At 66.4% G+C, this 23,741-nt stretch carries 19 protein-coding genes; 12 read left to right on the forward strand and 7 right to left on the reverse strand.

Annotated elements, in window-relative coordinates:
* Nucleotides 1–99: 99 nt before the first annotated feature.
* The 6 genes from EX88_RS0108740 to EX88_RS0108765 all read right to left on the reverse strand — a co-directional run bounded on the left by EX88_RS0108740 (nt 100) and on the right by EX88_RS0108765 (nt 8,561).
* Nucleotides 100–1,272 carry a DegT/DnrJ/EryC1/StrS family aminotransferase gene (locus EX88_RS0108740; protein ID WP_031371620.1) on the reverse strand — a complete coding sequence of 391 codons (1,173 nt, stop codon included), beginning with the start codon at nt 1,270–1,272 and terminating at the stop codon, nt 100–102.
* Between the two features lie 243 nt (nt 1,273–1,515).
* Nucleotides 1,516–3,408 (reverse strand): hypothetical protein, encoded by a 1,893-nt coding sequence (locus tag EX88_RS24430; RefSeq protein WP_152566173.1) that lies wholly within the window; start codon nt 3,406–3,408, stop codon nt 1,516–1,518.
* A 121-nt stretch (nt 3,409–3,529) separates the two neighbouring features.
* Nucleotides 3,530–3,943: a pilin gene (locus EX88_RS27060; RefSeq protein ID WP_031371622.1), complete on the reverse strand. Its 414-nt coding sequence runs from the start codon at nt 3,941–3,943 to the stop codon at nt 3,530–3,532.
* 372 nt (nt 3,944–4,315) lie between these two features.
* Nucleotides 4,316–4,735 carry a pilin gene (locus tag EX88_RS27070; protein ID WP_031371623.1) on the reverse strand — a complete coding sequence of 140 codons (420 nt, stop codon included), beginning with the start codon at nt 4,733–4,735 and terminating at the stop codon, nt 4,316–4,318.
* 694 nt (nt 4,736–5,429) lie between these two features.
* Nucleotides 5,430–6,836 carry a sigma-54-dependent transcriptional regulator gene (locus EX88_RS0108760; RefSeq protein WP_031371624.1) on the reverse strand — a complete coding sequence of 469 codons (1,407 nt, stop codon included), beginning with the start codon at nt 6,834–6,836 and terminating at the stop codon, nt 5,430–5,432.
* Between the two features lie 99 nt (nt 6,837–6,935).
* Nucleotides 6,936–8,561: a sensor histidine kinase gene (locus EX88_RS0108765; RefSeq protein ID WP_031371625.1), complete on the reverse strand. Its 1,626-nt coding sequence runs from the start codon at nt 8,559–8,561 to the stop codon at nt 6,936–6,938.
* A gap of 251 nt (nt 8,562–8,812) precedes the next feature.
* Here EX88_RS0108765 and sucC point away from each other — a divergent pair, with 251 nt between their 5' ends.
* The 5 genes from sucC (at nt 8,813) to EX88_RS0108790 (ending at nt 13,246) form a co-directional block, all read left to right on the forward strand.
* The gene (gene sucC / locus EX88_RS0108770; protein WP_031371626.1) at nt 8,813–9,979 is read left to right on the forward strand and encodes an ADP-forming succinate--CoA ligase subunit beta; all 1,167 of its coding nucleotides are present in this window, start codon (nt 8,813–8,815) and stop codon (nt 9,977–9,979) included.
* 12 nt (nt 9,980–9,991) lie between these two features.
* Nucleotides 9,992–10,867 carry a succinate--CoA ligase subunit alpha gene (gene sucD / locus EX88_RS0108775; RefSeq protein WP_031371627.1) on the forward strand — a complete coding sequence of 292 codons (876 nt, stop codon included), beginning with the start codon at nt 9,992–9,994 and terminating at the stop codon, nt 10,865–10,867.
* Between the two features lie 134 nt (nt 10,868–11,001).
* Entirely contained in the window at nt 11,002–11,292 is a 291-nt protein-coding gene (locus tag EX88_RS0108780) for a CopG family ribbon-helix-helix protein (protein WP_031371628.1), read from the forward strand.
* Nucleotides 11,289–11,585 carry a type II toxin-antitoxin system RelE/ParE family toxin gene (locus EX88_RS0108785; RefSeq protein WP_031371629.1) on the forward strand — a complete coding sequence of 99 codons (297 nt, stop codon included), beginning with the start codon at nt 11,289–11,291 and terminating at the stop codon, nt 11,583–11,585. Before EX88_RS0108780 ends, EX88_RS0108785 begins: the two co-directional genes overlap by 4 nt.
* A 23-nt stretch (nt 11,586–11,608) precedes the next feature.
* A complete protein-coding gene (locus tag EX88_RS0108790) occupies nt 11,609–13,246 on the forward strand; it encodes an NAD+ synthase (protein ID WP_031371630.1) in 1,638 nt (545 codons plus the stop codon).
* 372 nt (nt 13,247–13,618) lie between these two features.
* Here EX88_RS0108790 and EX88_RS0108795 read toward each other — a convergent pair whose 3' ends face one another.
* Nucleotides 13,619–14,518, reverse strand: a complete 900-nt coding sequence (locus EX88_RS0108795) for an outer membrane protein assembly factor BamD (RefSeq protein WP_031371631.1) — start codon at nt 14,516–14,518, stop codon at nt 13,619–13,621.
* A gap of 105 nt (nt 14,519–14,623) precedes the next feature.
* On the opposite strand from EX88_RS0108795, the gene rluD reads away from it, so the two are divergent.
* The 7 genes from rluD to clpB all read left to right on the forward strand — a co-directional run bounded on the left by rluD (nt 14,624) and on the right by clpB (nt 23,508).
* Nucleotides 14,624–15,598 carry a 23S rRNA pseudouridine(1911/1915/1917) synthase RluD gene (gene rluD, locus EX88_RS0108800; protein WP_031371632.1) on the forward strand — a complete coding sequence of 325 codons (975 nt, stop codon included), beginning with the start codon at nt 14,624–14,626 and terminating at the stop codon, nt 15,596–15,598.
* Nucleotides 15,595–16,365, forward strand: coding sequence for a peptidoglycan editing factor PgeF (gene pgeF / locus EX88_RS0108805; protein WP_031371633.1), 771 nt, complete (start codon nt 15,595–15,597; stop codon nt 16,363–16,365). Before rluD ends, pgeF begins: the two co-directional genes overlap by 4 nt.
* Entirely contained in the window at nt 16,365–17,186 is an 822-nt protein-coding gene (locus EX88_RS0108810; protein WP_152566174.1) for a hypothetical protein, read from the forward strand. Before pgeF ends, EX88_RS0108810 begins: the two co-directional genes overlap by 1 nt.
* 15 nt (nt 17,187–17,201) lie before the next feature.
* Nucleotides 17,202–17,906 carry a DUF4166 domain-containing protein gene (locus tag EX88_RS23625; RefSeq protein ID WP_161786091.1) on the forward strand — a complete coding sequence of 235 codons (705 nt, stop codon included), beginning with the start codon at nt 17,202–17,204 and terminating at the stop codon, nt 17,904–17,906.
* A 393-nt stretch (nt 17,907–18,299) separates the two neighbouring features.
* On the forward strand, nt 18,300–19,898 hold the full coding sequence (locus tag EX88_RS0108825; RefSeq protein WP_430536901.1) for a hypothetical protein: 1,599 nt from the start codon (nt 18,300–18,302) through the stop codon (nt 19,896–19,898).
* A gap of 54 nt (nt 19,899–19,952) precedes the next feature.
* Nucleotides 19,953–20,483 (forward strand): lactoylglutathione lyase, encoded by a 531-nt coding sequence (gloA, locus tag EX88_RS0108830; protein ID WP_031371636.1) that lies wholly within the window; start codon nt 19,953–19,955, stop codon nt 20,481–20,483.
* Nucleotides 20,484–20,922: 439 nt separating this feature from the next.
* Nucleotides 20,923–23,508, forward strand: coding sequence for an ATP-dependent chaperone ClpB (gene clpB, locus EX88_RS0108835; protein ID WP_031371637.1), 2,586 nt, complete (start codon nt 20,923–20,925; stop codon nt 23,506–23,508).
* Nucleotides 23,509–23,741: the final 233 nt, after the last annotated feature.

A 23,741-nucleotide genomic window follows, 5' to 3' on the forward strand; every position in this document is an offset into this window, starting at 1 on the left:
CCCGAGGGGCGACCCGGGCGCGTCGTCGTCGCTGCGCCTACGGGCTCGTCGGTGCTAAGGGGCGGGGTGGTCATAAAGCAGGCAATCGCGACTCGTTCGTCAGCTCGTCAGCGCGCGGGTCGCCGCATCGACCACCCGCTCCAGGTCCGAGTCGCTGAGCTTGGGCGAAAGCGGCAGGCTCACGGTCTGCTGTCCGATCCTTCTGGCATTCGGCCACTGGTCTGGGTCCCAACCGAAACGCTCGCGATAGTAAGGGTGCTCGGCAACGGACAGATAATGCACCCCGGTACCAACGCCGTGGGCATTCATGCGATTCAGGAAGGTGTCGCGTTCGATCCCTGCGCGGGCAGGATCGATCATCACCGTGTAGAGGTGGAACGCATGCCGGGTATGGCTTTCCGGATCGGCAGGCAAGCCCAGCGGCAGCTCCGCAAGCGCGTGGCCGTAGCCCGCCCACAACTCCTGTCTCCGCTGCCAGCTCTGTTCCACCCGTGCGAGTTGGTGCAGTCCGATCGAGGCTTGCAGATCCATCATGTTGTATTTGAAGCCGCACTCGACGACTTGATAGTGTTTGTAACCCTTGTCGCTGAAACGGTGCCAGGCGTCCTGGCTCATTCCGTGCAGGGCCAGCATTCGCGCGCGGGCGATCAATTCGGCATTGCGGCCGACGATGAGGCCGCCTTCGCCGGTTACGACGTTCTTGGTGACGTAGAAGCTGAAGCAGCCGAAGTCGCCGAACGTACCTGTCCTCTGGCCGCGGTATTCGCTTTCGATGGAATGCGCGCAGTCTTCGATCACCATCAGGTTGTGTTTGTTCGCAATCGCCATGATGCGATCCATGTTGCAAGGGCGCCCGGCGAAATGCACCGGCAGAATGGCTCGCGTGCGCGGCGTGATCGCCGCTTCGATCGCATCCGGATCGATGTTCTGGGTGACCGGATCGACATCGGCGAGGACCGGCGCCAGGCCGGCATGGATGATCGAGTTGACGGTCGCACAGAAAGTCAGCGGTGTGGTGATGACTTCACTGCCCGGCTCCAGGCCCGCTGCGACCATGCTGACGTGCATCGCGGCGGTGCAGGAGTTCACGCCTGCGACCAGCTGCGGCTCGATGCCCTTATAGCGGGCGAAATCGGACTCGAAACGAGCGACCCTCGGACCGGTTCCCAGCCAACCCGAACGTAGGCAGGCCTCCACCTCCGCAATCTCGGGTTCCTGGATGTCCGGAGCGGCAAAAACCAGAAAGGGGGGCTTGGTTTCGGTCGAATTCATGGCGGATCGGTGTCCTGAGTGGGTGACGCTCTATTGGGGCTTGTTCGAGAGCAGGCGCCGGCAGCATCTGGCCGGCCGGGCTGAGCTCTCGTCTCGCGGATCGAGATGCTCCTTCTCGCGTTCGCGACCTGTTACAGCCGTCCGGCCTGCATCAGACGCAGACTCCGTCGACGGCGGCGCAAGAAGCATGGCGGGGCATCGGTCTGACCGCCGCCGCGATTTCGTCGTTAGCCCGTTTCGACTTCATTGCTGACCCAGCAGGGCTTTCGTCTTCGCGAGTTCCGCGCGTCCTTGCGTGTCGTAGGGGCCCATGCGTTGATCCAATACCGCCAGCAACCGCTCGGCTTCCGGGCGCATCTTTCGGACCGCATAGATATTCGCGAGCAGGGCGCCGGTCGGCAGGTCGCCGCTCGCCTTCCAGGCGAGTTCCGCCTGCCGCTGGGCTTCTGCCGTACGGCCGGCATGCAGGAACATTTCCGCAGCCAGGAACCGGGTCAGCCATTTGGAGCGCGAGTAGTCCGGCTGAGTCTTTGCTTTTTCGAGCATGACCGAAATGCCGTCGGCGATCGCCGAGTCGGTCAGCCTGCCGCAGCCTTGTTCCTTGACGACGCGGGCGAGCAAGCGCAGGGCCGGAACCTCGGCCATGCTGAGCTTGGGGCGAGCCTCGATCAGAGCGCGCTGCAGATCCGTGGGGGGAACATCGATGCCCCGCATGCAGTCCAGCGTCACCCAGCTGATCCTGCCAATGACCCGGTTGCGCGGGTTCTTGCTGGCGAGCAGATCGGCGAAGGCATCGTAGGAGGCTTGAGTCTCGCCTTTTCTCAGGGCGATCGTGGCGCGGACCAGTTGGGCGCGCATCGAGTCCGGATGATGCTTGAGGCCCTGTTCCAGGATCAGATCCTCGGCTTGCCAGACATGCGCGCGTCCGCCGGTCGCAAAGGCGAACGACAGGGCAAATCCAGCGGCGATGACCAGACCCAATTGGCGGGGAGTGAAGACATTCGTGGGCAGGTCTTTAGGGACCAATGAAGCCAGGCCCACGACGGCCAGGATCAGGCCGAACGCGGGGAGGTAGTTGCGATGTTCGAAGTAAAGTTCCAGGGCAAGAATGCTGGATTCAACGCCGTGGGCCACGAGGAAGAAGAACCAGCCGGCAAATACGCTGGGCGCGCGCTTGCGCAGCGCGATGGAGCCCGCGCTGATCGCCAGCAAAGCGAGCAGAGAGAACAGAGTCGTCGGTGGGGAGAGCAAGCCGGTGGAGGGCTGGAAATCGTCGGTATACAGGCCGAGCAACGGTGTGCGGGGGACGAGTACCGTCCCGATGTAGTCCATCAGCACTCGCGACTGCGACAGCAGCCGTTCGACCAGGGTGAAGTCTCGCTCGGCATAACCGCTCAGCAGGCGATCGGGCGTTGCGATCAACAGGCCGACGACGGCCAGTCCCGGAAGCAACAGGAGCAGCCCGAAGAAGGCTTGGACGGCCCGATCGGGCTTGGGCCGCGAGACGAAATACGCCAGTTCGATCACCAGGCATAGCGCAGGCGCTACGGCCGCGTTCTCCTTGCTCATCAAGCCGGCGAAGACCAGCAAGGGAAACAGTAAAAACAGGCCGAGCAAGGCTCTGCGGGTCTTGCCGTCGATCAGTTGGCGGCGGGCGGCGAGGTAAGCCCACAACGATGCCAACACGAACAGAGTGCTCAGCTGCGCCATGCGTTGCACCGAGTAGAGCACGGTGCTGACGTTGATCGGATGCAGCAGCCACAGGGCGACGACGATGCTCGCGAACAGATCGGAATTCGTGGACAGCCGCTGATCCTGGGCGAGAAGCCGTCGGATGACCTGCCAGCCGAGGAATCCGCAGGCCAGGTGGATGACGAGGTTGCCCAGCTTGTAGGCGTAGGGGCTGTGACCGCTCAGTTCGGCGCTGAGCAGAAAGCTCGCCATCGACAACGGTCGTCCAAGCATGCCGGACTGGTTGCCGAACACCACCGATTGCCAGCTCAGCTCGCCAGTCAGCCAACTCTGGACCGGATTGAGATTCGGCAGGTCGTCGAACAGGAACGGGCCCGAAAGACCCGGCCAGTAAATCAAGCAGGTCAGAGCCATCGCAACCAACAGCACGATACGAGCGGGCATAGTCCGTTCCGCAGAAAGATTGGCGCTGACTATACGGGCCGGCCAGGGTTCTGCCGAGTACTGCTCGCGCGCGCAGTGACCGAGCGCGCGATTTAGAGCGCGCGCAGGGTTGCGATCGTTCTCAACGACACTCGGCGGGCACTCGGGTCAAGTCGGTGCCGCTGGGGACGCTGCAATCCCATTCCACGCGGCCGGCCGCCAAGGTCGGGCGCAGGGTAAAAGTTATCGGGACCCCCGAGTTCGGCGACGTCGTCGCGGTCACCACGCCGTTCGCGCCGATCGCCACGCTGGCGCAGTAGCTCGAAGCCGCGAAACTGTAGCCGGTATTGGTTGCAGTGACTTGATTCAGCGCTCCCCGGTCCTGTGCCGTCTCGGAGACGGACAGCTTGGCCGCTGCGGCGACATTGAGGCATTCTGCGTTCTTGGTCCGGCTGACGTAGTCGAGGTAACCGGGGAGTGCGATTGCGATCAGGATCCCTAGGATCGCAACGACGATCATCAGCTCGATCAAGGTAAAGCCTTTTTGCCGCTTCATAGCGTATCCCCCCTGGATATTTGCTGTTCGCGTGGGCTGGCTGTCGTCGCCTTCGGCGAGACGTTTTGCCACCTGATCAAGTACAAGCACAGGCTGTGCCAAGTTTCGTAAGCGGCACCGTAAAATGTGATAGACAACTCGATTTATCGTTGTCGCGTGCAATTGTTCGAGCAAAAGTACGAAGCGCCCCGCTCAAACGCCGCTCGGCAATTGGTTTTTAGCTAGGCGCGATCGGCTGATACCGCAGAAATTTGCCCACTCGGATGCAGCGGGCGCATGCGGGCAGAGCCGCTGTCCGCCGGCTGAAGCCCAAAAAGAAAGGGCCCCGGTAAACCGGGGCCCTCGCTCGAAGCTATGACAATCGGTCGACTATTAGCGGCACTCGGCCGGCAGCTGCGACTTCTTGGCACCGCCGGTTTCGTTGCAATCCCACTCAACGCGGCCGGCGTCCAGGGTCGGAACCAGCTCGAACTTGGCGAGCGTGGTGGCGCCGGTGGCCTGGGTGGTCGCGGTGATGGTGCCGCCCGAAGCGATGGTCACGCTGGCGCAGTAGCTCGAAGCAACGAAGCTGTAGCCGGTGATGGCCTGGCTCGTGATCGCAGCGAGGTTGCCACGGTCCTGCGCGGTTTCCGACACGGCCAGCTTGGCGGCGGCGGCAACGTTGATGCACTCGGCGTTCTTGGTGCGGACGGTGTAGTCCTGGTACGCCGGCAGAGCGATGGCGATCAGGATGCCGAGGATGGCGATGACGATCATCAGTTCGATGAGGGTAAAGCCTTGCTGCTTCTTCATGGTATTTCCCCTAGGAGTGATTGAGTTGCTTCACGTGCCTGCAGGCTCGATTGCTCGGTCCTTCGGCAGCCGTGCGTGCCGCACGTGCATAAAGGAATACGCACATCCCATGCCAACCTCCGTAGTTATGAACCGGGGGATCGAAAGTGATAGTCAGGTCACGTAAAGCGAGTTCGAGGCGGCGGTTGGGGTGACGCAAAAGGTCAGTCGGAGGGCTGTGGTGGTGACCTAATGCGTCATGTTGCACATTGATCGGCCGGAACTGAGGCGCTCGTCACGCAAGGCTTGGCCGGTGCCGGAGCCACGGCAGATGAGCAGGAAAAGCGAATCGGCGGTGCGTTTCGCGGTGCCCGCAACGCCTGGTTCGGGGCGGCGGCCACGTCCAGCAGCGAGCGGTAGCGGTCGCCGTGTGCATGTAGATGTCCGGTGCGTACATGCGTGGCGCGGCATGGATGGGCGAGGCGCTTCGGCTGCGTCTGCGCGAGCGGCGATGAGGTTTCGTTTCGACGAGGAGGCGAGTCGCGTCGCTGGGGCGCGCCGAAAGCCGCGTGCCCGATAACCGAGGAATCTGTTGCGGGCCATCGATAGCCGACGACGCGGCAGGTGCGCCGGCCGCGTTGCGTTCGCGACGGTGCTGTCGATGGTGCGGCAGGCTCGACAGAACGGAAACGTCGTTCGGCCGAGCGTTCGCGGATCAGTCGATCCCGAGTTTCTTGAGCTTGTAGCGCAGCGCGCGGAAGGTGATGCCGAGGGCGGCTGCGGTGCGGGTCTTGTTGTAGCGGTTTTCCTGCAGGGCCTGCTGGATCGCGGCGCGCTCGATCTCTTCTATATAAGAGGGCAGGGCGCTGGTCGCGGTGTCGCGCGGGTTGAGGGTGCGCGGGTCGACGGCGCCGGCCGCTTGCTGCGGCGCTGCGCCTGCGTTCTGCAGTTCGCTCAGAGGGGCCTGGGTGGCCAGGCGCGGCAGGCGCAGGTCGCTGGCGTTGAGGACTTCGCCTTCGGCCAGGGCGAGCGCGCGCTCAAGAATGTTCTCGAGCTCGCGCACGTTGCCAGGGAAGCCGTAGGCGCGCAGCGCTTCCTGGGCGTCCTCGCCGAGGCGCGGCACCGGACGGCCCTGGCTACCGGCGAGCCGGTGCAGGATCTTCGCGGCCAGGCCGGGCAGGTCGTCGAGGCGTTCGCGCAACGGCGGCACGCGCAGCTCGATCACGTTGATGCGGTAGTACAAGTCTTGGCGGAAGCGGCCTTCGGCGACGAGCGCGGCCAGGTCCTTATGGGTCGCCGACAGGATGCGCACGTCGACGACGAGCTCGGCCTGGGCGCCGACCGGACGAATGGATTTTTCCTGGATCGCGCGCAGCAGCTTGACCTGCATCGGCAGCGGCAGCTCGGCGACTTCGTCCAGGAACAAGGTGCCGCCGTCGGCGGCCTGGAACAGGCCGGGTTTGTCGACGTGGGCGCCGGTGAAGCTGCCCTTCTTGTGGCCGAAGAATTCGCTCTCCATCAGCTCGGCGGGAATCGCGCCGCAGTTGACCGGAACGAACGGGCCGTCGGCGCGGCCGCCTTCGGAATGGATGGTGCGCGCGACCAGTTCCTTGCCGACGCCGGACTCGCCGGCGATATACACCGGGGCCTGGCTGCGGGCGACCTTGCCGATGGTCTGGCGCAGTTTGATCATCGCCGGCGATTCGCCGTACAGGCGCGAACCGACCGCTTCGCTGGCGCTGCGGCGGGTGTCGTTGAGTTCGAGGGCGTGGCGCACGAGATCGCGCAACACCGCCAGGTCGACCGGCTTTGCGACGAAATCGAAGGCGCCGGCCTTGAGCGCGTCGACCGCGGCTTCGACGTTGCCGAAGGCGGTGATCATCGCGACCGGGGTGTTGGGGTATTTCTGGCTGATCTCGGCGATCAGGTCCATGCCCGAGCCGTCGGGCAGGCGCATGTCGGTCAGGCACAGGTCGTAACGATTGCGCAGCAGTTGGCTGCGCGCCTCGCCGAGGCCCGATGCGGTATCGCAACGCAGGCCCATGCGGCCCAAGGTCATGACGAGGAGCTCGCGAATATCGCGCTCGTCATCGACCACTAATGCACTACGAGTTTCTGCCATTGCGCCCTCCACCGCCCACGATAGCTTAACGAGGCCGTCGCGGCCAAGACGCACATGATCGGGAATCCCAGACCGGGAATCCGCTCACGCAAGTATGGCTCAGACCAGGGACAACGCGCTCGCTCCGGCGAGCCGGATGCGGAAACAGCCGCCGCCGCCGGGCACCGGCACGAAGTCGAGCGAGGCCTGGTTCGCCCGGCAAAGCTCGCGTGCGATGTACAGGCCGAGGCCGGTGCCGTGGCTGGAGGTGGTGAAGAACGGGCGGAACAGGCGTTCGGCGACCGACTCGGGAATGCCGGGGCCGCGGTCGAGCACGTCGATCGCCGGCAGGCCGACTTCATCGAAATACACGTGCACGGTGACCCGCGCCGGCTGGCCGGGAATGCGGCCGTAGGTCAGGGCGTTGTGCACCAGCACGGTCAGGGCCTGGTGCAACTGCCTCGGGTCGACCAGGGCTTCGACCTGGCTGCGCGGACCGGTCGCGCGCAGCGTGTCCTGTTCGATCGGGTGGCTGGTGCGGTATTCGTCGACGAACTGGCGCACGAACCCCATCAGCTCGACATGCTCGGGCTTGGCCGGCTCGCGTCGCGCCATGCCGAGGACGTTCTCGACGATGCCGTTCATGCGCGAACCCTGCTGGCGCACGATCTCGAGCAGGCGGCGGTCGGAGATGGCGATGTCGTGCGACTCCTCCAGCAATTGCACTGCGTAGTTGATCGCGGCGAGCGGGTTGCGGATCTCGTGGGCGAGGCTGGCCGAGAAGCGGCCGAGCGCGGCGAGGGTGATCGACTCGGCATGGCGCGACACCAGCGAGGTGTCGTCGAGGAAGATCAGGGTCTGGTCGCTGCCGGCGAGCAGGCGGGTGAAGCGCGGCACCACTTCGGGCAGGTCCGGGGCCAGCTGCAGCGGGCTTTCGTCGGGCCGGCCTTCGGTGCGCCAGCGGCTCAGGCGGCGCGCCAGTTCCGGCGAGGCGATCGCCAGCACGCGATGGCCGTGGCGCTGGCCGTCGTATTCGCCGGAGTCGCCGAGCAGCAACATGGCCGCCTCGTTGGCCAGGCGCAGACGGCCTTCGCCGTCGACCAGCAGCACGCCGGTGCGCATGCGGCGGATGATGAGTTCGTTGATCTCGGCGTAGTTGGCGGCCTCGGCGCCGCGGCGCTCGGCCAGGTCCTGGGTTTCGCGCATCTGCCGGCCGAGAGCGTTGGTCAGCAGGGCGATCGAGAGGTAGCCCAGGGCGAACATGATCGGCTCGGCGACGGTCCGGCCGAGGCTTTCGCCGCCGATCTCGTTCCAGATCCATTCGCCGATCAGGCCGATGCAGGCCACGACCGCGGCGCCGATGCCGTAGCGGGCGCGCAGCAACAGGGCCGCGGCGCCGACGTTGAACATCAGCATCAGGGCGATGCCGGTGCCGGCGCGCGGCAGGGCGTGGATCGCAAGGATGCCGAAAAACAGGTCGCTGGCGATGCCGGCGAAGACCTGGCTGCGCAGCTCGCCGCGACGGCTGAACAGGAACAGCAGGCTGGCGATGAACAGATAGGCCAGGGCCAGCGAGCGAGCGAACAGGTCGTGGCGCGGCGCTCCGATCAGGTCCGCGACCGGGCCGAACAGGAAGAACACCAGCAAGGCGGCTTCGAGCAGGCGGTACAGGGTGAAGAAATAGAGTTCGCGGCGCAGCGCGAGGTCGGCATCGGCCGGACTGACGGGGGCGAGACCTGACGGCAAGCGGGTTTTCCCTGCGCGGGCGGAGTGTCGATCAGTATAGGGCGACTGGCTTGTCTCGGCCTGCGCCGATTGCGCGGCTGGGGCCGAACCGGGCGGGAAGGGGGTGGGGGACGCTCAGGCCGGCCTGGGCGGCCGGAATGGCGGGTTTTGCTTCAGCCCGCCCCGATCGGCGACAATGCGGCCCCCTCGCGCGTGCTCCGGCTTCCGGCCGCATGCACCTGCGGGACGTCTTTCACTCCCCTCGGTGACGCATGAATTTTCACGAATATCAGGCAAAGCAGCTGTTTGCCGACTACGGCATCGCAGTGCCGGCCGGGCGCGTTGCGCGCACTCCCGATGAGGCCGTTGCGGCCGCCAAGGCCATTCCCGGCGACCTGTGGGTGGTCAAGGCCCAGATCCACGCAGGCGGCCGCGGCAAGGCCGGCGGCGTCAAGCTGGCGAAGAACTTCGACGAAGTGAAGCAGTACGCCCAGGCCATGCTCGGCACCAAGATGGAGACCTACCAGTCGGCCGGCGTCGCTTTGCCGATCGATTCGGTGCTGATCTCCGAAGGCACCGACATCGACAAGGAACTGTACCTGTCGATCTTGGTCGACCGCTCGACCCAGTCGGTCACCTTCATCGCTTCGGCCGAAGGCGGCGTGGACATCGAGAAGGTCGCGGAGGAAACCCCGGACGCGATCAAGACCGTGCACGTCAACTACGTGCAGGGCCTGCAGGCCTACCAGTGCCGTGAGCTCGCCTTCGACCTCGGCCTCAACGCCAAGCAGGCCGGCCAGCTGACCACGATCATGCTGGGCCTGTACAAGCTGTTCAACGAGAAGGACCTGGCGCTGGTCGAACTCAACCCGCTGGCGATTCTTACCAACGGCAACCTGGCCGTGCTCGACGGCAAGGTCAACAGCGACGACAACGCGACCTTCCGCCACAAGGATCTCGCCGCGATGCGCGATATCCGTCAGGAAGACGAGACCGAGGTGCTGGCCAGCCAGCACGATCTCAACTACGTCACCATGGACGGCAACATCGGTTGCATGGTCAACGGCGCCGGTCTGGCGATGGCGACCATGGACGTGATCCAGTTGGAAGGCGGCTCGCCGGCCAACTTCCTCGACGTCGGCGGCGGCGCCACCAAGGAGCGCGTGACCGAGGCGTTCAAGCTGATTCTCAGCTCGGACAAGGTCGAGGCGATCTTCGTCAACATCTTCGGCGGCATCGTCCGCTGCGACATGATCGCCGAGGGCATCATTGCCGCGGTCAAGGAAGTCGACGTCAAGGTGCCGGTGATCGTGCGCCTTGAAGGCACCAACGTGGAAGCCGGCAAGGAACTGCTGAAGAATTCGGGTCTGGCCATTACCCCGGCCGACAACATCAACGATGGCGCGAAGAAGGCGGTTGCCGCCGTCGCTGGCAAGTAAGGGGCTAATGACATGTCCGTTTTGATCAACAAGAACACGAAAGTGATCGTGCAGGGCTTCACCGGCTCGCAGGGCACCTTCCACGCCGAACAGATGCTCGAGTACGGCACCAAGGTCGTCGGTGGCGTGACCCCGGGCAAGGGCGGCACTCAGCACCTCGGCCTGCCGGTTTTCAACACCGTGCGCGACGCGGTCAATGAAACCGGCGCCGACGCCTCGGTCATCTACGTGCCGCCGCCGTTCGCGGCCGACGCGATCCTGGAAGCGGCCGCTGCCGGCATCAAGGTCATCGTGTGCATCACCGAAGGCATTCCGGTGCTCGACATGCTGCGCGTCAAGAACACGCTCAACGGTTTCGACGACGTGGTCCTGGTCGGTCCGAACTGCCCCGGCGTCATCACCCCGGGCGAGTGCAAGATCGGCATCATGCCGGGCCACATCCACAAGCCGGGCAAGATCGGCATCGTCTCGCGTTCGGGCACGCTGACCTATGAAGCGGTCAAGCAGACCACCGACGTGGGCCTGGGCCAGTCGACCTGCATCGGCATCGGCGGCGACCCGATCAACGGCACCAACTTCATCGACGCGCTGAAGTGGTTCCAGGACGACCCGCAGACCGAAGGCATCATCATGGTCGGCGAGATCGGCGGTTCGGCCGAGGAAGAAGCGGCCGAGTTCATCGCCCAGTACGTGACCAAGCCGGTGGTCGGCTTCATCGCCGGCGCCTCGGCGCCGAAGGGCAAGCGCATGGGCCACGCCGGTGCGATCGCCTCGGGCGGTTCGGGCACGGCCGAAGGCAAGTTCGCGGCGATGGAAAAGGCCGGCGTCACCACGGTGAAGTCGCCGGGCGACCTCGGCGCGGCGATCGCCAAGCGCCTGGCCAAGTAATCGGTCAGGCAGGCCGGCAGACGAGTCCGTCTCGGCGGTCGGAACGCGAAAAAGCCGCCTTAGGGCGGCTTTTTTGTATGTAGCACCGATGTGCTACATTGGTCCTCGCCACCTCTCCTCCGGTGCAGACGCCCATGTCCACGACCACCATCCGCTTGACCGAAGAACTCAAGGCGCGCATCGCCCGCGCCGCCGAGCGCAGCGGCACCACGCCGCATGGCTTCATCCTCGGAGCGCTCGAGGAGAAGGTCGACGAAGCCGAACGTCGGCGCGACTTCATCGGCGAAGCCGAGCGTCGTTGGCAGAGTTTCGTTGCGGAAGGCCAGGTGATCGCCTGGGGCGATATGCGTGAATACCTCTCGCGCCGCGCACGCGGCGAAAGTCCGGTAACGCCGGCCAAGAAGACCTTCGGGCGCGAATCGTGACCCGAATCGTCCTCTCGCCCAGCTCGGCGGAGGACTTCGCTCGGATTCTCGATCATCTGGACCGGCACGAGGTCGCCCAGCGCGAACCGCGCATCGAGGGCATCCTGCACGCCATCGACGTATTGGCCGACAATCCTCTGATCGGGCGTGTGCTCGAGCAGGATCTGCGCGAACTGGTCATCGGACGCGACGCGCAGGGATACGTCGCTCTGTATCGCTACCTCGGCGAGTTCGATACCGTTTTAATCATCGCCATTCGCGCCCAGCGCGAGGCTGGCTACACCCACGACTGACTGGTCGTTACGAGAATCGCCGCATGTCCAAGACCCTGCGCATCGCCCTGGCCCAGTTCGACTTCCCGGTCGGTGCGGTCGAAAAGAACGCCGAACGCATCGCGGCGATGATCGTCGAGGCCCGCGACCGGCACGGCGCCGACGTGGTGCTGTTTCCCGAGCTCGCGGTGAGCGGCTATCCGCCGGAAGACCTGCTGCTGCGGCCGAGTTTCCTCGCCGAATGCGAGGGTGCGCTGGAGCGGATCGCCCAGGCCGCGCGCGGCATCGTCGCGGTCGTCGGTTGGCCACAGGCCGCCGGCGCGGTGGTCTATAACGCCGCCAGCGTGCTGCGCGACGGGCGCATCGAAACCACGTATCGCAAGCGCGAGCTGCCGAATTACGCGGTGTTCGACGAGCGCCGCTACTTCGACGTCGATCCCGACGGCGAGGCCTGCGTGTTCGAGGTCGAGGGCGTCGCGGTCGGCCTGGTGATCTGCGAAGACCTGTGGTTCGCCGAGCCGCTCGCCGCGACCGCGGCCGCCGGCGCCAGTCTGGTGCTGGTGCCGAACGCCTCGCCGTTCGAGCGCGACAAGCACGCACAGCGCGATGCGTTACTGGAGGTGCGGGCCAAGGAAACCGGCGTCGCGCTGGCCTATCTCAATGTCGTCGGCGGCCAGGACGCCCTGGTGTTCGATGGCGCCTCGGTGCTCGCCGACGGCAACGGCCATGTGCATCCGGCCGCGACCGCGTTCGAGGACCACTGGCTGCTCGCCGACTATCGCGACGAAGACCGCAGCTTCGTGCCGGTGGCTTGGCCGGCCGAGCAGGACGAGGGCCGCGACTCGCTGGCCTGGCGTGCGGTGGTGCGCGGCACCCGCGACTACTGCCGTAAGAACGGCTTCGACAAGGTCTGGCTGGGGCTGTCGGGCGGCATCGATTCCTCGCTGGTGATGGCGGTCGCGGTCGATGCGCTCGGCGCCGAGAACGTAGTCGCGGTGCGCATGCCCTCGCGCTACACCGCCGATCTGTCCAACGACCTGGCCGCCGAACAATGCGCGAGCCAGGGCGTACGCCTGTTGGCGCTGCCGATCGAAAAGCCGTTCCAGGGCTATCTGGACACCCTGGCCGAGGTGTTCGCCGACAAGGCGGTCGACGTCACCGAGGAAAACCTGCAATCGCGCACCCGCGGCGCGCTGTTGATGGCGATGAGCAACAAGTTCGGCGGCCTGCTGCTGACCACCGGCAACAAGAGCGAGTACGCGGTCGGCTACGCCACCATCTATGGCGACATGTGCGGCGGTTACGCGCCGATCAAGGACTTGTACAAGACCGAGGTGTTCGCGCTGGCGCGCTGGCGCAACGCGATCGCCGGCGCGCCGGTGATTCCGTGGGCGGTGATCGATCGTCCGCCCTCGGCCGAGTTGCGCGAGAACCAGAAGGATCAGGATTCCTTGCCGCCTTATGATGTGCTCGACGCGATCCTGTTGCGTCATGTCGACCAGGAGCAGTCGCGCGACGAGATCGTCGCGGTCGGCTTCGACCCGGCGACGGTCGACAAGGTGCTGCGCCTGGTGCGCATCAGCGAATGGAAGCGGCACCAGGCCGCGCCTGGGCCGAAGGTCTCGCGGCGGGCGTTCGGCCGCGAGCGTCGTTATCCGATCACGAACGGCTACGTCGGTTGATCGCGTAGGGGTTCTTGCAGGAGCGACATGAGCCGCGAGCAACCGAAGCGATCGATACCGCGCCCCGACCCGAAGCCCGGTCCTCCACCGCGCGAAACCGCGCTTGCGTCGTTGCCGCGTTAGCGGGGTCGCGGCTCACGCCGCTCCTACAAGGGGCAACGGCGACGCCCAAGAAACGATCGATACCACGCCCCGACCCGAAGCCCGGTTTCCCCGGCGCGAAACCGCGCTTGCGTCGTTGCCGCGGCGGCGTGGTCGCGGCTCACGCCGCTCCTACAGGGGTAGCGGCGACGCCCGAGCAGACTCGACCCGCCGCAAAAAACGCCGCCCGAGGGCGGCGTTTTCTTTCCTACTGTGCGGCGAAGCGGGCGCTTACTGCTTGCGCTTCTCTTCGTCGCGGTCGCGGTTGTCGACCGCCGACTTCTCGCCCGCGAACGGGTTGAGCTTGCGCAGGTTGCTCGGGTAGTCCGGCCAGTCTTCCGACAGCGCCGGGTGGGTGGCGTCGTTCTGCTGCAGCACGCGCTTGGCGTCGGCGGCGAGGGTCTGGTTGCCCAGGCCTTCGTAGGCCTTCATCAGCACCGCGACCGCATCGTTCTGATAGCGGCTCTGCGGATAGGTCTCGAGCAGGTACTTGGCGCGGTCGGCCGAGGCCACGAAGGCGGTGCGGCGCAGGTAGTACAGGGACACGTCGAGCTCGTGGCGGGCGAAGGTGTCGCGCAGGGCGAGCATGCGCTTGCGCGCGTCTTCGGCGTAGCGGCTGTTCGGATAACGCTCGACCACGATCAGGAAGTCGTTATAGGCCTGCATCGGCGTCGACAGGTCGCGGCGGCTGACGTCCAGGCGCCAGACGCGCTGCAGGAACACCGTGTCGCGGCTGGAGTTCACCAACCCGCGCAGGTAGTACAGGTAGGCGACGTTGCGGTGGGTCGGGTAGGTGCGGATGAAGCGGTCGATGCTGCTGATCGCGTCGTCGTGCTTGCCCGACTTGTACTGGGCGTAGGCCGTCTCGACCAGGGCCTGCTCGGTGTAGGGGCCGTAGGGGTACTGCGCGACCAGGCGCTTGAAGCTCGCCTCGCCCGAGGCCCAGTTGCCGTTGACCATCGAGCCGTGGGCCTTCTTATAGATGGCCTCGACCGGCTGGCCTTCGTCCGCGTCTTTGTCCTTTTTGAACATCTTGCCGACGCGGCTGCAGCCGGAGGCAGCGAAAACCACGATCAGCAGCAGGCAAAACAGGCGAACAAGTCCGCGGGAAGGGGCAAAACGTACAGTCATGGCAGGCATCGACGGGCGCCGGAGGCACGAAGCGCCGATAATAGCAGTCCGCGGGTCGTGCCCCTTAACCGATCCCGTCTCCCCGCCGCCGTATAGACCCCTCCGATGACCGAGCCCCGCCAGACCCTCACCGCCACCGTGCCCGACAGCGCCGCCGGGCGCCGCTTCGATGCGGTTCTGGCCGAACTGTTCCCCGATTACTCGCGCTCGCGCCTGGCCACCTGGATCAAATCCGGCGACGCGCGCCTGAACGGCCGCGAGGTGCGGCCGCGCGATCCGGTCCAGGGCGGGGAGTCGGTCGAGCTGACCGTGGTCCTCGACATCCAGACCCGCGCCGAGGCCGAAGACATCGCCCTGGACGTGCTCTACGAGGACGCCGACGTGATCGTCCTCGACAAGCCGGCCGGGCTGGTCGTCCATCCGGGCGCCGGCAACCACGCCGGCACCCTGGTCAATGCCTTGCTGCACCGCGATCCCGGCCTGGCGACCCTGCCGCGGGCGGGCATCGTCCACCGCCTCGACAAGGACACCTCCGGGGTCATGGTCGTGGCCCGCACCCTGCCGGCGCATACCTCGCTGGTCGAGCAGCTGTCGGCGCGCGAAGTGCACCGCCAATACCTCGCCGTCGTCGTCGGTGCGTTGGTCTCCGGCGGCACCGCCAACGCGCCGATCGACCGCCACCCGCGCGATCGCCTGCGCATGGCGGTGCGCGAGGACGGCCGCGATGCGGTCACCCATTACCGCCTGCGCGAGCGCTTCCGCGCCCACACCTTGCTCGAATGCCGCCTGGAAACCGGGCGTACCCACCAGATTCGCGTGCACATGGCGCATCTCAAGCACCCGATCGTCGGCGACCCCTTGTACGGCGGCCCGCTCAAGCTGCCCAAGGGCGCCACCGACGGCCTGGTCGAAGCCCTGCGCGGCTTCAAGCGCCAGGCCCTGCACGCCGAGACGCTGGAGTTCGTCCATCCGGTCAGCGGCGAGCCGATCCGCTGCACCGCGCCGGTGCCGGCCGACCTGCGCCATCTGGTCGCCGAACTGAGCGCCGACACCCGCGCCGCGGCCGAGGCCGGCCGATGACCTCGGACGCTGCGCCGTGGATCGATGCGCAGTGGCCAATGGCCGCGTCCGTGCACGGGTTCACCACGGTGCGCGGCGGTCTGGGCGTGTCGCAGGCGCCGTTCGATCGCTTCAATCTCGGCACGCGTTACGGCAGCGATCGCGACGATCCGGCCGCGGTGACGCGTAATCGCGAGCTGCTGGTCGAACGTGCGGGCTTGCCGTCGCCGCCGCGTTGGCTGCATCAGGTGCATGGCGTCGACGTGGTGCGTTTCGACGGCCGCAGCGACGGCGACGAGGAACCGGTCGGCGATGCCTCGGTGACTTCCAGCCCCGGCACCGTGCTCGCGATCCTCACCGCCGATTGCCTGCCGGTGCTGTTCGCCGCCGAAGACGGCAGCGAGGTCGGCGCCGCCCATGCGGGCTGGCGCGGCCTGGCCGCCGGCGTGCTCGAAGCGACGGTCGCGGCCATGCGCACCACGCCCGGCCGCCTGCGCGCCTGGCTCGGGCCGGCGGCGGGTCCGCAGCACTACGAAATCGGCGCCGAAGTGCGCGAGGCCTTCGTCGCCGGCGATGCCGAGGCGGCCTCGGCCTTCGTCGCCACGCGGCCGCAGCATTGGCGCGTCGATCTGTATGCCCTGGCGCGGATGCGTCTGGCGCAGGCCGGCCTGGCGGCCGATCATATCCACGGCGGCGGGTTGTGCACGATTTCCGAACCCGGCCGCTTCTACTCCCATCGTCGCGACCGCCGCACCGGCCGCATGGCGACCCTCATCTGGATGCAATGATGACTCTCTTGGCCCAACGGACGGTCCTGTCCCTTTCTTTATCCCTCACCGCGCTACTGTGCACCGACGCCATGGCGGCGGATTGCGAGGCGCGCGTTTACGACTTGCTGCGGGCCGCCTATCCCGGCAGCACCGGCGAAACCGGCGACGAGGGCGAGCTGCTGCGCACCTCCGGCTCGCCCACGCGTTGGATCAATCTCGGCGAAGTGGCCTGCAAGGTCTGGCCGGCTTCGCCGGACAAGACTCTGCTGGCGGTGCGGCTGCGTCATCAGGCCGCGACCGGCATGGACAGCGACACCGCCGACCTGGAAGTGCTGGTCGCCGATTCGGCGCGCCCGCACATCCTGCAGCGTTACCGCGAGGATGATGCGCTGCAGTCGGATGCGGTGCGGATCAGTTCGGTGACCCTGGACACCGCGCGATATCGCCTCAACGAAAGCACCACCGCCTTCGGCGTGCGCATCGGCTACACCGGCTCCTCGCGCGCCAACCCCTACGGCAGCACGGTGATGAACCTGTACGTCGGCGACGGCGCCAAGCTGCGGCCGGTGCTGAGCAAGCTGGAAGTGTCGAAAGAGCGCGGCGAGTGGGACACCAATTGCGCCGGCGAATTCGAGAACGTGCAGCGCACCGTCGCGATCGACGCCAAGCGCGACCGCGGCTATGCCGGCCTACGCATCAACAGCGTCGAGGAAAGCACCCGCAACGAGCTCGACGACAAGGACTGCAACGAAGTGCCCGGCCCGACCAGGAAGAGCAGCGTGCGCCTGGCCTATGACGGCCGCGAGTACACGGTGCCGGACGATCTGCGCGGGCTGTAAATGCGAAACCAGGCAGTGAACCGGGCGCCGACCCGGGACGAGGCGCGGCTGGGCGCGCGCGAGGGGTTGTATCCGCGCGCGCTCGGTGTGCGCTTCGTGTACCTGCCGCGGACCCTGCGGCTGCTGCATGGTCGCGGCGGGCGCCGGACCTATCGTGGCGAAGCCCAGGTCGAACGCGGCCGCGGGCTGTGCTCGCGGTTGTTCGCGCGCATCGCCCGCCTGCCCAAGGCGCATGCCGGGCCGATCGAGGTCGAGATCGACGCCAACGCGCGCGGCGAGACCTGGACCCGGCGTTTCGGCAAGTCGGCGATGCGCTCGCGCCTGGTCGAACGCGATGGCCTGGTGTTCGAACGCCTGGGGCCGATGCGGTTCGCGTTCGCGTTGGACCTGGCCGGCGAGCTGCCCGATGCGGCCGCGTCGGGCGTGCTGTCGCTCGGCACCGGCGCGCAGGTGACGGTGTCGTCGGCGGTGATGCCGGCCCAGCTCGCCGACGGGCCGGTGGATCCGGTGGAGGGCGACAGCGGGGCGGACGACCCCGGCCTGTCGTGGCGGCTGGTGCGGGTGCGTGCGCTAGGGCTGCCCCTGCCGTCGGGCTGGTTCGCCGGCGTGCGCGCGCGCGAGTTCGAGCGCGACGGGCGCTATCACTTCGACGTCGCCGCGCAGTTGCCGGTCGTGGGCTTGTTGGTGCGCTATCGCGGCTGGCTGGACGTCGAGGGCTGAGCGCTCGCGGCGGGCGGCCATGCCGCCATTTGGACCGCTGCGTTTCCCCAGCCCGGGCCCCAAAGGGTCTGCGGCGTTCTATGCTCCGGACGGACCGGGTCTGCCGGCGAAATCCGCGGGTTTCCGGGAGGGACGTCGCGCTTACGGTTCATGGTCGCGGCTTGTGACCGTAGGAAATCCCTGTGGGACGCCGCTCCTACTCTTAAAGCGCGTCGTCCCGACGGGATGGATTTCCCGTCATTGCCATCATCGCAATCCACCCGCACACGGAGCGCGGGTTCCACCGGGCAGGGATGCGTCGACCTTTCGCGTTTCGAGTACCCACATGACGCCATCGAGTTTTCGCGTTGCACCCGCCGCTTCCGTCACCGCCGGCCGCGTGGAGTGCGTTCGATGAGCGCCGCCGCGCCGCGCCGCTGGCTGGTAGCAGGCGATCTCAACGGCTTCTTCGGCCTGGTCGTCGACAACCTGTCGATCCTCGGCTTCATCTCCGCGGCCCTGATCGGCATCTTCGGTTTTCCGGCCGAGGTCATCTATACGCGCATGTTCCCCGGTACCGCCTTCGGCGTGCTGGTCGGCAACCTGATCTACACCTTCATGGCGCGGCGCCTGGCGGCCAAGAGCGGTCGCGACGACGTGACCGCGATGCCGCTGGGCCTGGATGCGCCGACCAGCATCGGCATGGCCTTGCTGGTGCTCGGCCCGGCCTTCGTCGGGTTCAAGCAGCAGGGCATGGACGAACAGGCCGCGGCCCTCGCCACCTGGCAGCTCGGCATGGCCTCGTTGGTGGTGATGGGCGTGCTGAAGTTCGTGTTGTCGTTCGCCGGCGACACTGTCACCCGGCTGATTCCGCGCGCCGGTCTGCTCGGTTCGATCGCCGGCGTGGCGCTGGTGTTGATGGGCTTCCTGCCGCTGATCGAGACCTTGCGCTCGCCGATGGTGGGTTTCATCACCTTGGGTTTGCTGTTGTATGTGTTGATCGCCAAGGGGCGATTGCCGGTGAAGCTGCCGGGGGTGTTTCTGGCGTTCGTGTTTGGCACGGTGCTGTATTACGGCTTCGGGGCGCTGGGGTTGGGAGCGCCGGGCTTCGCTTGGCCCGAGCCTTCGCCGCTGCGTTTCGTGCTGCCGTGGCCGAGCCTGGGCTTCATCGACGGCCTGGCCTACACCAAACCTTATCTGCCGCTGCTGTTGCCGTTCGGCCTGCTGATGGTGGTGGGCGGCATCAACGTCAGCGAAAGCGCGCGCGCCGCCGGCGACGATTACCGCACCCGCGACATCCTGCTGGCCGAGGCCTTCTCGACCTTGGTCGCCGGGTTTTGCGGCGGCGTCGCCCAGACCACGCCCTACATCGGCCAGCCCGCCTACAAGCACATGGGCGCGCGCAGCGGCTACACCTTGTTGACCGGCTTGTTCATCGGCCTCGGCGGCATCCTCGGCATCGTTTCCGGCCTGGTGCAGTGGCTGCCGCTGGCGGTGCTCGCGCCGATCATCGTCTACGTCGCCCTCGACATCACCACCCAGGCCTTCCAGGCCACGCCGAGCAAGCATGCGACCGCGATGGTGTTCGGCTTCCTGCCGTCGGTGGCCTATATGCTGGCGATCAAGACCGGCAACCCGGGCTGGATCGCCCCGGACCACCATGCGCAGCTCATGAACGCGCTCGACGGCCACGGCCTGCCCGAGCTCGCGGTGATCGTGACCCTCGGCAACGGCTTCATCATGACCTCGATGATCTGGACCTCGGCGGTTGCGGCGATGGTCGACGGCCACCTGCGTCGCGCCTCGGTATTCCTGCTGGCCGGCGCGGCGTTGAGCCTGTTCGGCATCATCCACTCGGTCGACCCGCGCGGCGGCATCTACCTGCCGTGGGCCCTGGAGGGGCTGCAGCGCACGATCGCCCTGCAATTCATCGGCGCCTACGTCGGTCTGGCGGTTTTGCTGGGCTTGCTGTCTTTGCAGCGCAATGCCGTGCCGGCCGAGCCGCAGGCTTGAGAGCGGCCGGGTTTGCCCGCAGATCGTCTGTTCCCCTTTGAACCGGCCCACGCCATGTCCTTGCAGAACGAACTCGACGCCGTCCCCGGCGTGACCGCGCGCCCGGAAGCCGCCACCCGCGACTTCGTCTTCAACCACACCATGCTGCGGGTGAAAGATCCGCGCCAGTCGCTGGACTTCTACACCCGCGTGCTCGGCTTCACCCTGGTGCGCAAGCGCGACTTCGCCGAAGCCAAGTTCAGCCTGTACTTCCTGGTGTTGGTGGCCGACCCCGCGCAGATCCCGGCGGAAGAACCCGCGCGCGGCGAATGGCTGCTGAGCCAGCGCGGCGTGCTCGAACTGACCCACAACCACGGCACCGAGGACGACGCGGACTTCGCCTACCACGACGGCAACAGCGATCCGCGCGGCTTCGGTCACATCTGCGTGTCGGTGCCCGACATCGAAGCCGCCTGCGCGCGCTTCGAGCAACTCGGCGTCGCCTTCCAGAAACGCCTCAGCGACGGTCGCATGAAGAACATCGCCTTCATCAAGGACCCGGACGGTTACTGGGTCGAGATCCTGCAGCCGAACAGCCTGGTCTGATCCGCGGTTCCAGATCGCTTTCTTTCGAATTTCCCCACCCGAACACCGCGCAGGCAGTCCCCGCCCCCTTTGAAAAAGGGGGCAGGGGGGATTTGCTCTTGCTGTGTTGAGTCGCCATAGCGCGCGAGCGAAGCAAATCCCCCGCGCTATTGCGTCGATCAGGCCTCAGACCAATGCCGGGCGCTCGCCCCCTTTGCAAAGGGGGCGTCGGGCAGCGGCGCGTTGCTGGACGAGATCACCGCTAGCGCCTGCAGTTCCCCCCTTTGGAAAAGGGGGCTAGGGGGATTTGCTCTGCAGTCAGTTGCCGAACCGGCCAACTGGCCGTCCCGGGCCCCCCCTCCCGCCTTGAATCGCCCCCTCCAGCCCGCATTAACAGGTCATTCGCGGCCGCGGCGCGACACTCGCGCCCCGGGCCGCCATACCTTCGGAGAGACCACTCATGCGGATGGACAAGCTTACTTCGCGCTTCCAGCAGGCGCTGTCGGACGCGCAATCGCTCGCGGTCGGGCGCGACCACAGCGTCATCGAGCCGGCGCATTTGCTGACCGCTCTGCTCGAGCAGAGCGGCGGCAGCACGCGTCCGTTGCTGGCCCAGGCCGGCGTCAACGTGCCGCTGTTGCGTGAGCGCCTCGGCGAAGCGTTGGAGAAACTGCCCAAGGTGTCGGGCCAAGCCGGGCAAGTCTCGGTCGGCAACGACCTGGCGCGCCTGCTCAACGTCACCGACAAGCTGGCGCAGCAGCGCAACGATGCCTTCATCGCCAGCGAATTGTTCCTGCTCGCCGCGCTCGACGACGGCGGCGAAGTCGGCCGCGCGCTGAAGGCGGCCGGAGCGACCAAGGCCAAGCTCGAACCGGCCATCGACAAACTGCGCGGGGGCGAAAGCGTGCAATCCGAAAACGCCGAAGAACAGCGGCAGGCGCTGGAAAAATACTGCATCGACCTGACCGCGCGCGCCGAGTCGGGCAAGCTCGACCCGGTGGTCGGCCGCGACGAAGAAATCCGTCGCACCATCCAGGTGCTGCAACGCCGCACCAAGAACAACCCGGTGCTGATCGGCGAACCTGGCGTCGGCAAGACCGCCATCGTCGAAGGCCTGGCCCAGCGCATCATCAACAACGAAGTGCCCGAAGGCCTGCGCGGCAAGCGCGTGCTGTCGCTCGACATGGGCGCGCTGATCGCCGGCGCCAAGTTCCGCGGCGAGTTCGAAGAGCGCCTCAAGGCCGTGCTCAACGACCTGGCCAAGAACGAAGGCCAGGTGATCTTGTTCATCGACGAGCTGCACACCATGGTCGGCGCCGGCAAGGCCGAGGGTGCGATGGACGCCGGCAACATGCTCAAGCCCGCGCTCGCGCGCGGCGAGCTGCATTGCATCGGCGCGACCACGCTCGACGAGTACCGCAAATACGTCGAGAAAGACGCCGCGCTGGAGCGCCGCTTCCAGAAAGTGTTCGTCGGCGAGCCGACGGTCGAGGACACCATCGCGATCCTGCGCGGCCTCAAGGAGCGCTACGCCGTGCACCACGGCGTCGAGATCACCGACCCGGCGATCGTCGCCGCGGCGACCCTGTCGCATCGCTACATCGCCGACCGCCAGCTGCCCGACAAGGCCATCGACCTGATGGACGAAGCCGCCTCGCGCATCCGCATGGAGATCGACTCCAAGCCCGAGGAACTCGACCGCAAGGAACGCCGCCTGATCCAGCTAAAGATCCAGCGCGAGGCGCTGAAGAAGGAGAAGGACGCCGAGTCCAAGCAGCGTCTGGCCGATCTCGAAGCCGAGATCGCCACGCTCGAGCGCGAGTTCAACGACCTCGAGGAAATCTGGAAGGCCGAGAAGGCGACCTTGCAGGGCGCGACCAAGATCAAGGAGCAGATCGAGCAGGCCAAGCTCGACCTGGAAGCCGCGCAACGCACCCAGGATTACGCGCGCATGAGCGAGATCCAGTACGGCAAGCTGCCCGAGCTGGAGAAGCAGCTCAAGGCCGCGCAGGAAGCCGAGACCCAGGGCTTCAAGCTGCTGCAGGACAAGGTCACCGCCGAAGAGATCGCCGAAGTCGTGGCGCGCTGGACCGGCATCCCGGTGGCGAAGATGCTCGAAGGCGAGCGCGACAAGCTGCTGAAGATGGAGCAGGCCCTGCACGCGCGCGTGGTCGGCCAGGACGAAGCGGTGCGGGTGGTGTCCGACGCGGTGCGGCGTTCGCGCGCCGGCCTGTCGGACCCGAACCGTCCGAGTGGTTCGTTCCTGTTCCTCGGCCCGACCGGCGTGGGCAAGACCGAGTTGTGCAAGGCGCTGGCCGAGTTCCTGTTCGACTCGGCCGACGCGATGATCCGCATCGACATGAGCGAGTTCATGGAGAAGCACGCGGTCAGCCGCCTGGTCGGCGCGCCTCCGGGCTATGTCGGCTACGAAGAGGGCGGTTATCTGACCGAGGCCGTGCGTCGCCGTCCCTACAGCGTGATCCTGCTCGACGAGGTCGAGAAGGCGCATCCGGACGTGTTCAACATCCTGTTGCAGGTGCTCGACGACGGCCGCCTGACCGACGGCCAGGGCCGCACCGTCGATTTCCGCAACACGGTGATCGTGATGACCTCGAACCTGGGCTCGCAGATGATCCAGGAGATGAATTCCGACGACACGCCCGAGGGCTATACGCAGATGAAGGCGGCGGTGATGGGCGTGGTGCAGGCGCACTTCCGTCCCGAGTTCATCAATCGCCTCGACGACATCGTCGTGTTCCATCCGCTCGACAAGAGCCAGATCCGCGAGATCGCCAAGATCCAGCTGCATGGTCTGGAAAAGCGCCTCGCCGAGCGCGGTCTGAAACTGGCGCTGTCGGATGCCGGCCTGGCCCTGATCGGCAACGTCGGTTTCGACCCGGTCTACGGTGCGCGACCGCTCAAGCGTGCGGTGCAGCAGCAGTTGGAGAACCCGCTCGCGCAGAAGATCCTCAGCGGTGAGTTCGTCAGCGGCGACACCATCCGCGTGGATGCGCAGGGTGGGCATCTGGTATTCGGCAAGGATTGATCGGCGCAACGGATGCCGTATGAGCAACAAGGGCCCGCGATTCGCGGGCCTTTGTTTTTTGCTGTGATCTTGTCTGTTCGTGGTCGCGGCTGGCGCCGCTCCTACCCAAGAGCAGCTGCGTCGCGAGGACCGTTGCCTTTGCTGTTGCCGTGCTGAGCCTGGCGTAGTACCGAACTCGCGAGAACGCCTGGAGACCCGGAGGGCGCCGCACAGGACGTGCGGCGTTTTCCGAT

This window comes from Lysobacter antibioticus, assembly GCF_000731095.1.
Taxonomy (GTDB): domain Bacteria; phylum Pseudomonadota; class Gammaproteobacteria; order Xanthomonadales; family Xanthomonadaceae; genus Lysobacter; species Lysobacter antibioticus_B.